Source organism: Agrobacterium vitis (assembly GCF_037039395.1).
Classification (GTDB): Bacteria; Pseudomonadota; Alphaproteobacteria; order Rhizobiales; family Rhizobiaceae; genus Allorhizobium; species Allorhizobium vitis_E.
Genome location: NZ_CP146242.1, coordinates 552,741 through 564,290 on the forward strand (window position 1 = coordinate 552,741; position 11,550 = coordinate 564,290).

General features: G+C 58.7%; 10 protein-coding genes. 4 read left to right on the plus strand and 6 right to left on the minus strand.

The genetic code is table 11. The features are described 5' to 3' along the window. The first annotated feature begins 359 nt into the window (after positions 1 to 359). Both V6582_RS05145 and V6582_RS05150 read left to right on the plus strand, forming a co-directional pair. The gene (locus V6582_RS05145) at positions 360 to 824 is read left to right on the plus strand and encodes a DUF5330 domain-containing protein (RefSeq protein ID WP_156631494.1); all 465 of its coding nucleotides are present in this window, start codon (positions 360 to 362) and stop codon (positions 822 to 824) included. Between the two features lie 125 nt (positions 825 to 949). After that, complete coding sequence (locus V6582_RS05150; RefSeq protein WP_156631495.1) at positions 950 to 1,363, plus strand: SufE family protein; 414 nt, start codon at positions 950 to 952, stop codon at positions 1,361 to 1,363. 77 nt (positions 1,364 to 1,440) lie between these two features. Here V6582_RS05150 and V6582_RS05155 read toward each other — a convergent pair whose 3' ends face one another. Then, a complete protein-coding gene (locus V6582_RS05155) occupies positions 1,441 to 2,142 on the minus strand; it encodes a TetR/AcrR family transcriptional regulator (RefSeq protein WP_197434355.1) in 702 nt (233 codons plus the stop codon). A 258-nt stretch (positions 2,143 to 2,400) separates the two neighbouring features. Here V6582_RS05155 and V6582_RS05160 point away from each other — a divergent pair, with 258 nt between their 5' ends. Further along, positions 2,401 to 4,113: a CocE/NonD family hydrolase gene (locus V6582_RS05160; protein ID WP_197434356.1), complete on the plus strand. Its 1,713-nt coding sequence runs from the start codon at positions 2,401 to 2,403 to the stop codon at positions 4,111 to 4,113. A gap of 88 nt (positions 4,114 to 4,201) precedes the next feature. Here the strand turns inward: V6582_RS05160 and V6582_RS05165 are convergent, their stop codons facing one another. Together V6582_RS05165 and V6582_RS05170 are read right to left on the minus strand one after the other, a co-directional pair. Then, complete coding sequence (locus V6582_RS05165; RefSeq protein WP_156631498.1) at positions 4,202 to 6,145, minus strand: MacB family efflux pump subunit; 1,944 nt, start codon at positions 6,143 to 6,145, stop codon at positions 4,202 to 4,204. A gap of 3 nt (positions 6,146 to 6,148) precedes the next feature. Further along, positions 6,149 to 7,375 carry an efflux RND transporter periplasmic adaptor subunit gene (locus V6582_RS05170; protein ID WP_432706308.1) on the minus strand — a complete coding sequence of 409 codons (1,227 nt, stop codon included), beginning with the start codon at positions 7,373 to 7,375 and terminating at the stop codon, positions 6,149 to 6,151. A 992-nt stretch (positions 7,376 to 8,367) separates the two neighbouring features. On the opposite strand from V6582_RS05170, the gene V6582_RS05175 reads away from it, so the two are divergent. Then, on the plus strand, positions 8,368 to 9,027 hold the full coding sequence (locus V6582_RS05175; protein ID WP_156631499.1) for a hypothetical protein: 660 nt from the start codon (positions 8,368 to 8,370) through the stop codon (positions 9,025 to 9,027). Positions 9,028 to 9,229: 202 nt separating this feature from the next. Here the strand turns inward: V6582_RS05175 and V6582_RS05180 are convergent, their stop codons facing one another. The 3 genes from V6582_RS05180 to msrB all read right to left on the minus strand — a co-directional run bounded on the left by V6582_RS05180 (position 9,230) and on the right by msrB (position 11,246). Beyond that, entirely contained in the window at positions 9,230 to 10,078 is an 849-nt protein-coding gene (locus tag V6582_RS05180; protein ID WP_156631500.1) for a DUF6456 domain-containing protein, read from the minus strand. Continuing rightward, positions 10,071 to 10,436 carry a helix-turn-helix domain-containing protein gene (locus V6582_RS05185; protein ID WP_156631501.1) on the minus strand — a complete coding sequence of 122 codons (366 nt, stop codon included), beginning with the start codon at positions 10,434 to 10,436 and terminating at the stop codon, positions 10,071 to 10,073. Before V6582_RS05185 ends, V6582_RS05180 begins: the two co-directional genes overlap by 8 nt. Positions 10,437 to 10,817: 381 nt before the next feature. Beyond that, the gene (gene msrB / locus V6582_RS05190; RefSeq protein ID WP_156631502.1) at positions 10,818 to 11,246 is read right to left on the minus strand and encodes a peptide-methionine (R)-S-oxide reductase MsrB; all 429 of its coding nucleotides are present in this window, start codon (positions 11,244 to 11,246) and stop codon (positions 10,818 to 10,820) included. Positions 11,247 to 11,550: the final 304 nt, after the last annotated feature.

Consider the following 11,550-nt stretch of genomic DNA (forward strand, 5'->3'; position numbering starts at 1 on the left):
CTCGGAAAGGGACAAGGGCCGAAAGCTTTCGAAAACATGGTTAATGCGGCGTAAGCAACGGATTTTGCATGTTTTTCCGCATCCTGTTAATATCTATGGCGCTTGGCGGAATGAAAAAGCCCGGGAACAGAAGGGTTCTGCCGCAATTATGCTTAACCTCGGTCGTTAAACTTTGACTAGAATGTGGTTCAAATGCGGAAAGAACGCATTTTATGAAAATACGCAGAAAATCCGATTATGTTTTGCAAAGCGATATTTCCCCGCGAATCATAGTCTGTTTCGCAGCAGCCCGGCCATTCGACCGGCGCAACCGACGCGACAAACGAAAAAATGTCGCAGAACGAGACGGATGAGCGGTCATGTGGTTTCTGATCAAGGGAGCATTCTGGTTTACGCTGGTATTGGTCGCCCTGTCCTATCTGGGCGGCGCGCCGCGCGATGGATCGGCATCTGCACCGCAATTCGAGCTGGCAAACGCCGTTTCGGCCGCATCTGGCGCCTATGATTACGTGTCCGGCCTCTGCGGCGAAAAGCCCGATGTCTGCGTAAAGGGCGGCCAGACGCTCCAGGCCATCGGAATCCGGGCGCGTGAAGGTGCGCTGGTCGCTTATCAATTGCTTAACCGTCAGTTCGGCACCGGAGAGGATCATCAGGCCATCAGCGTCGATACAGCGCCCGCCCACGGCAGCGTCACGGAAGCGGCAATCGCCACCCCTGCCGCCGCCGGCGAAGACCATATGGTGACCGGTACGGTCTCTGCTGCTGGCAATGGCGTGCCCCTGACCATCACCGTTCCAAGACCAAGGCCGAAACCCGCAGGTTGAGTGATTTTTAACGGCGCAGCCGGTTCATTTCCGCATGGGAAAGGCCTATATGGCCTCAAGCAGCCTCCAAAGCCATCACCGGAAGCCACCTAAAACACCCGAAAAACCGCCTGGATGACCCTCCCATGACGCCCATCGACCAGATTATCGACGACTTCGCCTATCTCGACGATTGGGAAGACCGCTACCGCTATGTGATCGAACTGGGCAAGGCACTGCCTGACCTGCCGGAAGAGCAGCGTATCGCTGAAAACAAGGTCAAGGGCTGCGCCAGCCAGGTCTGGCTGGTGACGAAGGCAGGTGAAGGTCCAGATCCGATCCTGACCTTCGAAGGCGATTCCGATGCCCATATCGTCAAGGGCCTGGTCGCCATCGTGCTCTCAGCCTATTCCGGCAAGACCGCCTCTGAAGTCGCAGGCTTCAACGCCCTCGACCTGTTCGGCAAGCTCGGCCTGATCGAACACCTCTCCGCCCAACGCGCCAACGGCCTGCGCTCCATGGTAGAGCGGATCAGGGGCGAGGCTGTGGCGCGGGTCTGAGAGGGCTGCCGGTGCTGCCAAGGCCATAAGAGCCGCCCCATCCGCTTGCCACTATCTTTGTTGCCGCATCATAAAACTTATGCGGCTGGATTGGCCGATGCGATTGCCAGTTCGAATTCCTCCGTCAGCGCGCCGACTGCGGAACGGATGATCATTGCCAGAATATCTTTCATCGTCTGCTCCCTGCGGTCCTCAGGTTGGAGGAAGAATGCCATTGTACCCTGGCCTGCCAGAACGTGCGAAATGGTAATCGAATGGGTGAAAAACAGCAGGGATGCATCCTGCCGGTGGACCAGTCCCAGGTCCATTCCTTCCAAGAGAAGCGGTACCGTCGCATCGTGAAAAGGATCGATCAGCGAGGCTTTCACCCGTTCCTGGCGCGGGCCTTCCTGAACCATCTCCTGGAGAATGAACAGACCATAATCCGGCAGGTCGGCATTGAAGCAGATAAAGGCGGCATAGAAATCCGCCATTCTCTGAGAATAGGCCAAAGGGGCCACAGAAATGGCCTGCAAGGTGCTGATGCAGGGTGCTGCGCGCAGGTTCAGGCGTTCAAGGCATGCCTCCCATAGGGCGGCTTTTGAGCCGAAGTGATAATTTGCCAGAGCAATATTGACCCCGGCCTGCCTTGCCAATTCCCGCAGATTGACCCCGTCAAAGCCCTGGCGGCCAAAAGCATGAATGGCTTTCGAGAGAATTGCCTCACGGCCAACCTCTGCTCCCAACCGGGGCCTGCCGACCCGGGTCGGCTTTATCTTGGCTGGTGGTTCGTCGCTCATGGTCATGTCTGCTTCATCGATAAGGCCATCGGCTGAACTTGTGCCTCCTGACCGAACAAGCCGTCAATGACGACAGGCAATAAAAAAATTAAACACCTGTTGTATTTTTATGCAAGTGGCGTAACGTCCGGTATTTCCTGACATGCGCAGAGAGCACGATGCAGGAAATGAATGTCAGTCACTGGGAGGAGGCTGGACCCTGAAGCCATGTCTTTTATTGGCCAGCGAAAGCAAGACCGGTGCCAAATGGAGGAACAAATGAATATTACCAAGGATTTAGACGGTATCGACGTTATTTTCAGAAAAGCGGTGGTCGATGAGAGCTCCGCCAATTTTCGGGTGGATGAGCGTAGTTTCATTCTCAAGAAGGGCAGTACCCACCGCGAAGGCGGCATGCCGCTGAAGTCGGATGTGCTGGTGGAACGGGATGTGGCCGTGACGCTGCGCGACGGCGTGACGATCAGGGCGGATCTGTACCGTCCGGTCGAAGAAGGCCAATATCCGGCCATTATTGGCTGGAGTCCTTATGGCAAACGCGGTGGCATGTTGAACAACGATCTCTTCAGGCATCCGACACGCATGGATGTACCCGTTGAATGGGAGGATGGGCTCAACAAGTTCGAAGCCCCGACGCCCGCCTATTGGGTTGCCCATGGCTATGTGATCATCGCGCCGGACAGCCGCGGTGCCGGTAATTCTGAAGGCGACATCCACGCCTGGGGACGCCAGGAGCCGGAAGACGAATACGACCTGATCGAGTGGGCGGGCGAGCAAGCCTGGTCCAATGGCAAGATCGGCCTGACCGGCAATTCCATGCTGGCGATGTCGCAATGGTTCGTCGCTGCCATGCGCCCGCCGCATCTGGCCGCCATTGCCCCCTGGGAGGGGGCCTCCGACATCTACCGCGATACGGCCTGCCGCGGCGGTATTCCGGAATTCATCTTCTCGGAAGGCATATTCGGACGGCTGTGCGGCCACGGTCTGGTGGAAGACATTCCTGCCATGACGGCCAGCCATCCGCTTCTCGACGATTATTGGAAAACCAAGATCTCTGGCCTCGAAAACATTGATGTTCCCGCCTATGTGGTGGCCTCCTGGACAAATCTCCTGCACACGGGCGGCACATTTCGCGGCTGGTCATCGATTTCATCGACGGAAAAATGGCTGCGGGTCAACAATACCCATGAATGGACCGATTATTTCAACCCTGACAATGTCGATGATCTGCGCCGCTTCTTCGACCATTACTTGAAAAATATCGACAATGGCTGGGAGGCAACGCCGCGCGTGCGTCTTTCGGTGATGGACCCGGGCAACCGCGATACCGTCAACCGCAGCGAGGCCGCCTTCCCGCTCGAGCGTCAGGTGACAAAGGCGCTTCATCTCGCCCTGAAAGACGGCAAGCCGGTGCTGTCACACGAAAGTCACGCTGAACCCGCCAGCCTTTCCTACGATGTCGCGGACAAAGAAGGCCTGGCCTTTTCCATCGTCCTCGACGAACTGACGGAACTGACCGGTTCCTTCAACCTGAAGCTCTGGGTGGAAGCGGACGGCAATGACGACATGGACCTGTTTGCCTTCGTCCGGAAACGCGACAAGTCCGGAACGGTGCGGGAATGTAACGTGGTGACGGGCCGCACCCATGTCGGCCCCAATGGCCGCCTGCGCGTCTCGCTGCGCGCCACGGACCCGCAGCGCTCGACGGAACTTGAACCCTTCCTGCCCTTTGATAGCCCGAGCAAGCTGAAACCGGGGGAAATCGTGCCCGTCGAAATCGGCTTCTGGCCCTATGGCATCCGGTGGCAGCCGGGCGAAACACTGGAACTGGTGATAACCGGAACCGACCTGCTGATCAGGCCGGAATTTCCACAATTGCCGCCGATTCCAACCCTCAACAAGGGCCGCCATATCATCCACTTCGGTGGGGAATACGGCTCGACACTGCTCGTGCCCTACATTCCCGGATCGTGAACAAAATAGCAGGATGGCCCGCCAGCCGGTCCGGCAAGAAGGCGGGGCTTTTCTTTGGCCCCGCCTTCCCAATCCTTGGCCCGCCTTCTCAATCCTTTGACAGCGCCGCCACCGGGTCGAGCCTTGATGCATTGCGGGCGGGCATGAAGCCGAAGACGAGGCCGATCAGGCAGGAGCAACTGAAGGCCGCCACCATGGACGTGGTGGAGTAGACCAGCTCGAAATCCGTGACCAGCATGCTGAAGACAAAGCCGATCGACAAGGCAAAGCCGATGCCGAGCCCGCCGCCGATCAGGCAGACCAGCACCGCCTCGATCAGAAATTGCTGGAGAATATCCTGACGGCGCGCGCCGACCGCCATGCGCACGCCGATTTCGCTGACCCGTTCGGAAACCGACACCAGCATGATATTCATCACCCCGATACCGCCGACGATCAGCGAAATCACCGCAATTGCCGCCACCAGCAACGTCAGGGTCTGGGCGGTGCTGACGATGGTCTTGCGGATATCGTCGGTGTTGAGAATGAAGAAGTCCGTTTCGCCGTGGCGGCCAGTAAGAAACGTGGTGACGGCACTTTCGGCCACGGAACTGTCGACGCTGTCATCGAGCCGGACCGTGATGCTGCGCAGCGACAGATCGCCGAGGAACCGGGTCTGGACGCTGCTATAGGGCAGATAGGCCTGAAGATTGGAGTTCGAGCCGAAGCCGCCCTGCTGGGCCTCGATGACGCCGACAATACGCACCGGCACATCGGTCAGAAACACCGTATGGCCAAGCGCCAAGGCCGGATCGTCGCCAAACAGTGCCTTTGCGGCATTCTGGTCGATCACCGCCTCCTGGGTCATCGCAACGACGCTGGCGTGGTCGAACAGCCGCCCGGCCAGCAGCTTGGAGCCCTTGGCGGTGAAATACTGATCGCCGACGCCGTTGACCAGCACATTGGCCACGGTGGCTCCATAGCGCACCGTGCCTGAGGTGGAAACGGTCGGGGTCACGGCAGAAACATAGGAGAGCCGCGCCAGGGCATCGGCATCGCCGACCTTCAGCGTGGTGATCTTTCCTGAGCGCGTATCTCCAAACCCTTTGCCCGGGAAAATCTCCAGCGTATTGGTGCCAAGCCCGTTGATATTGGAGAGCACTTTCTGCTGGGTGCCAGCCCCGAGCGCCACGACTGACACCACCGAGGCGATGCCGATGATAATGCCCAGCATGGTCAGGAAGGTTCGCAGCCGGTGCGAGGCCAGTGCGCGCACGGCCATCATGAAGGCTTCACCCAGCCGGTCGAGACCCGGGAAACGATGCGGTCGGGCCGAGGATGGCAGGGTATTTTCACGCACCAGCACCGGCTTGTCCTGGCGGCGGTCGGCGATAATCTCGCCATCGGCAATCTCGATCACGCGTTCCGCGCGCGCAGCAACGCCCGGATCGTGGGTGACGATGATGATGGTGCGCCCCTCGGCATGCAATTCATCGAGAATGCGCAGCACTTCCTCGCCGCTATGCTTGTCGAGCGCGCCGGTCGGTTCGTCGGCCAGAATCACCTCGCCGCCATTGATCAGCGCGCGGGCGATGGACACCCGCTGCTGCTGACCACCGGACAATTGGCCCGGCCGGTGGCGCAGCCGTTCGCCCATGCCCAGCCGTTCCAGGATTTTGGTCGCCCGGCTGCGGCGATCCGAAGGCGAAATTCCGGCATAGATCGCTGGTACTTCCACATTACCAAGCGCCGTCAGATCCGACAGCAGGTTATAGCGCTGGAAGATGAAGCCGAAATGCTCGCGCCGGAGCGCCGACAGCGCATCGCTGTCCAGTTCGTCGGTGCGCTTGCCATCGATCTCATAGGTGCCGCGACTCGGCCGGTCGAGCAGGCCGAGAATATTCATCAGCGTCGATTTTCCCGAACCGGATGGCCCGATGATCGAGACCATTTCGCCACGGTTGATATTGAGATTGACGCCCTTGAGGACAGCAACATCCTCTTCCCCGGAGCGATAGATGCGGGTGAGGTTCTTCAGCTCGAGCAGGGCCATGGATCACATCCCCCCGGGTGGTGGCCCAAAGCCCCCCGATACCGCTTTGATCGACGTATCGGCCTGGCCGATGACGATCTTCTCGCCCTCGTTCAAACCCGATTTCACCTCGGCATTGACCCCGTCATTCAGGCCGATTTCCACCGTTCGGGTGACAATCGCATTGTCGGCTCCCACGACCCGCAGGCTGGCCTTGCCGGTCTTGACGCCGGTGCCGAGCGCCGAGGCAGGCACCGTCAGCACATTCTTCACCGCGCCAAGCACGACATGCACTTCCGCCGTCATATAGGTGCGGAAACGGCCATCGGAATTATCGACATCCAGGATGCCGTTATAATAAATCGCCGAGGACGATGTACTGGAGGAACTGGAGGAACTGCTTGATGAGCTGGAAGTGGAGGTGGTCGAGACGCTGCTGTCGCTGGTGATCGATTCCGGCGCGGGCTCGATGGATTTCAGCACCGAATTGTTGCGCACGGAAGGCTGGCCGAGAATGTTGAAATAGACCGCCTGCCCCGGCTTGACATTGACCACATCGGCCTCGGAGATTTCAGCCCGCACGATCATCTGGTTCAGGTCGCCCAGAATAACGATGGTGGGCGCCGATTGCGTGGCATTGACGGTCTGGCCCTGCTGGTTGACCACGGCGAGAACCGTGCCATCCATGGGCGCGGTGATGCGGGTGTAGCCGAGATCGGCCTCGGAGGTTTCCACCGCGACTTCCGCCTTGACGATCTGGGCCTGAAGGCTGTCGATCTGCGCCTTGGTCTTGTCGCGGGTGGCGACCGCGCTTTCAAGATCCGCCTGCGTGCCGGAATTGCTGGCCCGCAGATTCTGCTGGCGCACCAGCGCCAGTTCGGCGCTGACCAGGGTCGCCTCGGCCTCTTCCTTCTGGGCCTTGATATCGGCCAGCGAGGCTTTCGAGGTGCGCAGGTCGTTGACCTGGGTGACCGAGTCGATCTCGGCCACCAGGCTGTCCTTCTTGATGGTGTCACCAACCTTGACATGCAGGGCCGTGATACGGCCGGACACCTGGGCGCCCACCGCAACCAGCCGGGACGGCTTGAAGATGCCGGTGGCAAGCACCGTTTCCTCCACATCACCGCGTTTGACCGCCGCCAGCAGCAGCCCATCGGTCGGATTGGCCTCAGAACGCTTGAACAGAGTGAAACCAATGGCGGCAAGCGCCAGAACGACGATGACAACGACTGCGAACAGTTTACGCGACACTATGATCCTTCCTTCAGCAGTGTGAACCGCTGGAATCCTTACGTCAGCGGTGTGAGCCGCTGGAATTTCTGTCTCAGGTCAAATGATGCCGACCTGATTTTCTCCAGTTCTTACAGAGTGTTAACAAATGTAAAGGCAGCTCTGGGCCAAGGTAAATTTATAAGTACTCTTAAGTACCGATAATCTGAGGGGACAAAGGGTGTCAATCAGCGCAAGGATTAAACTTCGGCAACAAACAGCAACCCCGAATGTGTCGAACGGGGCTCGCATCAAGGCCCGCCCGCGCCAGAATGACGCGATCAGGCGCCAATCCATTCGGAAACAGGCCTTTGTCTGTCTGGTCGAGCAAGGCGACATAACCATCACGACCGACCAGCGCAGGGCTGTTTTCATGCCAGCCTTGCTGCGCGCTGTCAGGCAGGTGTCAGGTCTTACCGAGGTATTCGCAAACCGGGATATCGAGCGCCCAAGGCTGGATCTAGCGGAATGGTTGAGCGCTCAGCACCGAAGCGGGTGCATCCGCATCGAAAATCCTTTGTCGGCGACCCGAAAAACGCCCCGACCATCTGCGATAGTGCCTGGCCATTTTTGCCCGTGGCGTCATGCTGTAGAGGCTGAGATATCCGGATAACCCATTTCTTGATCAGCTCCGCTTTTCTCCCTGGCGCAAGCGTGGATGACCAGCCTCGCGCAAGGCAAAACGTTATAAATTATACCTATTCACTAGCACGGCATGATGCCGTCGTGAATGCGACAGGGCTAACGCCCGCTGCGCTGCATTTTGGAATGCCACCGGTCCAGGATACGGCTTTTTGCAGCAGGCGTTCCCAGTCTTTACTGATCATATCTTTACCGATCATGCGCCCAGCGCCGGCAATTATCTCCGGCCAAAATGAAGCGGTCGCATTTTCAGTGGTTGCGTAACCGGCCATCGACCAGACCCGGTTTCAGGACAGACGCAGAATGGCACGGTCGCACACGGAGAGAGGTCCATGCAAGTTTCTAGCAGCAATGCATCGCAATCTACCTATACATCGAGTTCATCAAAGCAAAAATCCAGCAGCGGCAGCGGTGGTCTGTTCGATTCTCTGTCGGGTGGCGGCAGCAGCAGCGGCAGCAGTAGCGATGATACACTGCTCAACGCGCTCTTCGGTAGCGATAGCACCGAGGAGACGGATGAGAGCGATACAAGCGAAAGCGTATCGACCGATCCGTCCACGTCGTTCGAGGCATGGCTGTCACAGCTGACCTCGGCAACGGCGGCCAACGGCGACACCACATCGGATGAAGACAAGGACGCAGAAGTCACCGCCAGTTCTTCGGACTCGACAAGCACTGAAGCGCAATCGGCCACAGCCAGCGCATCCAGCACGGATGCCGCCACCGTTGAAGACGATCTCCTGTCGCAAGTGTTTGCAGTGCCGTCCGCTGGCGCTTCGACGGGCGCCAGTTCGACGCAGACATCCACGTCATCGACAGAGGATACCGATAGCGCCACCGCATCGTCGTCAACGGACAGCAGCGACGACAGCGATACCGACATGTCGGATGAAGATCTGCTATCCCAGTTGAAGAACTATGATGGCAACCTGAGCTACTTTGCCGATCAGTTCATCAATCAACTCGATCTGCCCGGCGGCGGAGCCGCTTGATAAGCCAAGTGGCGGAGCCGCTTAATAAACGAAGTGGCGGAGCCGCTTGATAAGCCAACGGCGGAGCCGCTTGATGAGCCTTCAAGATGCTGAGGCATCCTGGCTTTGAGCAAATTCCGGCTATCACAGGTGCGTAGTGCTTGAGATAGCCGGAAACGCCATCCGGTTTTGACGGTCGATACAAACTCCGTCACCGGAAGCCTCAGGCCGGAACGTTCGAGAGCGGCGGACGATAATCGCTTTCGCCCCAGTGACGAAGGCCAGACCCGGAGCGGGCCGGTGGTGGCGCATAGTGACGGGCCAGCGCCAGCAGCGCGGTCCGCAGCATCAGCTTGGCCGAGCGGGCCGGCCATTGCCGCTCACGCTCCACGGTTTCAAGCCCCTTGGCAAAACAGCAGATATCCAGAACGACACCCGATAGATCCGGCCCCAAAGCCGTCAGCGCCTCGCCGACCCGCAGCCGTGCGGCAAGCGCGCTGTCGGTCAGATCCGGCCCGGATGGCCGGGCGCCTTTGTGCTTCTGCGCCAGGCGCGGTTCAAAGGACGCGGTGATCCGTGGCTGCAAATGACCACGCTCGAAATCCGCCGCCAACCGCTCCCCGGCGGCGACCGCTTCCGGTGGCAGATAGGGCTTGCCAGTCCGGTCCCGCAGCCGGGCCACCGTTGAAAACGGTTGGTCGTCGAGATTGCGCCGCACCAACGAGCGATTGCCATCCGGCTCCACAAGAGCCTCGGTCGCCCTCTCCCCATGCTGGCCCGTAAAGATCTCGTCCTCGCGCTCAGCCATGGCCCGCTTCAGGAAGCTTTCCGCCTCGCAGGTGGCCGTGAGCCTATTGTCTTTCCGCCGGACCAGACCATCCGCCAGCGCCTTGTGCAACAGCGCGTCGGGCACACGGCCCAGCAGCACGCCATCCTCAACCCGCAACAGCGCGGTTTCGCCAGGACCGGCTGGCTCCAGCAGCACACCCCGGCTTGCCAGCCGCAACAGCCGCAGCAGTGGCTTGATGGCCGATGCCGGGTTTTGCGGCGAATGACTTGCGGGCTTACGCATCGCGTCCATCCTTGGCCACCGTCGACAGCACCGCGACGACCCGTTCCAGAACGCTGAGAAACTGGTCGAGAGCCGCATTTTCGCGTCGGTCTTCGATGACATGGCAGGCATAGGATACTGTGCTTCGGTCATAGCCGAAAGCGCGGGCGATTTCCTGTTGCGGCAGGCTCAGCACCACGTGGCACAGATACATGGCGATCTGGCGGATCTGGCAGCGCTGCCGCCGCCGCCCGGCATGCACGAGACCCGGGCTCTGGAAAATTACAAATATTTCCTCCGTCACCCTGGCAACGGAATGGCACAGGAGCCGGCTGGAGGCCTTGACCGGCACAGGATGTTCAAGCGGCATTGCTGACATGATAACGTCTCCCTTTATAGGATTTTATTCATATCAATATTCGCAATCCCTGTGAACGTTCTTTCACGCTCCAAAAATTCTCCTGATTGTTTTGATTGGCGTTTTTATTGAAACCCACAGGCGTGTTCAGGATTATTTTCCACAGACCCGCGAGTTTACCCTTGCTAATTCAGGGGGATTTTATGGAGGCCGGTGCAATGTGCAAACGTGCCACAATCCTGTTGAGACGCTGCACGTTAGAACATCGGTATTTTGCATAGGCGCTTTTGCTCGAATGCAATACGCCTATGCAACACCAAATTCACGTCGCAACGAATTGTGTCACAGTCTGCTCAAGAATTGCCATTTGCAGACGGCCAGCGGCGATTATTGGATAGACTGTCAGGGTTTTTGCTCGAACACCATGGAATGACCATTGATGCAATAGCGCAGGCCGGTCGGCTTGGGACCATCGGGAAACACGTGGCCGAGATGGCCACCGCAGGTGGCGCAGCGGATTTCGGTGCGCACCATGCCATAAGCCGTATCGCGATGTTCGGTGACGGCGTCAGGCGTGACCGGCTCGAAATAGCTCGGCCAGCCGCAACCGGCATCGAATTTGGTATCGGAGTAAAACAGCGGCGTGTCGCAACCGGCGCAGCGGTAAAGGCCCGGCTCGAAATTATCCCAGTAAGGACCGGTAAAGGCCCGTTCCGTGCCGTGTTCGCGCAGGATTCGATACTGATCCGGCGTCAATTGTTCGCGCCATTCGGCCTCGCTCCGCTCTGCTGCTGCGGGCTTTTCACGGCTGTCGATGCTGTCCTCGCTCATTGTCGCGTCCTCACTTGGCTGGCTGTGGCTGGCTTATCGGTGCTGGCTTATCGGGTTTCAAGCCTATAGATAGTGTTTCGCCCCCTGGCTGCAAGCCGGATGCGATGCTGGACGGACCAACGGATCTGTTAAAGCACGTTATAATGGAGAATTGGGGGTGGCCGTTCCGGTCGAAATGCTTATATTTGCCGCGGACCTGTCGAAGCATTGCTGTTTGGGCATCAGTGTCACCATAAGATTATTGAAAAGCCGCAATCGCACTTGCCTTTTGCAGGTTTTATAGCCCGTGCGACCGCGACCCATC

What these genes read in the sequence shown, in the direction of transcription:
- V6582_RS05145 (WP_156631494.1), top strand. Translation starts at nt 360, where the DNA reads ATGTGGTTTCTGATCAAGGGAGCATTCTGGTTTACGCTGGTATTGGTC.
- V6582_RS05150 (WP_156631495.1), top strand. Translation starts at nt 950, where the DNA reads ATGACGCCCATCGACCAGATTATCGACGACTTCGCCTATCTCGACGAT.
- V6582_RS05155 (WP_197434355.1), bottom strand. Translation starts at nt 2,142, where the DNA reads ATGAGCGACGAACCACCAGCCAAGATAAAGCCGACCCGGGTCGGCAGG.
- V6582_RS05160 (WP_197434356.1), top strand. Translation starts at nt 2,401, where the DNA reads ATGAATATTACCAAGGATTTAGACGGTATCGACGTTATTTTCAGAAAA.
- V6582_RS05165 (WP_156631498.1), bottom strand. Translation starts at nt 6,145, where the DNA reads ATGGCCCTGCTCGAGCTGAAGAACCTCACCCGCATCTATCGCTCCGGG.
- V6582_RS05175 (WP_156631499.1), top strand. Translation starts at nt 8,368, where the DNA reads ATGCAAGTTTCTAGCAGCAATGCATCGCAATCTACCTATACATCGAGT.
- V6582_RS05180 (WP_156631500.1), bottom strand. Translation starts at nt 10,078, where the DNA reads ATGCGTAAGCCCGCAAGTCATTCGCCGCAAAACCCGGCATCGGCCATC.
- V6582_RS05185 (WP_156631501.1), bottom strand. Translation starts at nt 10,436, where the DNA reads ATGTCAGCAATGCCGCTTGAACATCCTGTGCCGGTCAAGGCCTCCAGC.
- msrB (WP_156631502.1), bottom strand. Translation starts at nt 11,246, where the DNA reads ATGAGCGAGGACAGCATCGACAGCCGTGAAAAGCCCGCAGCAGCAGAG.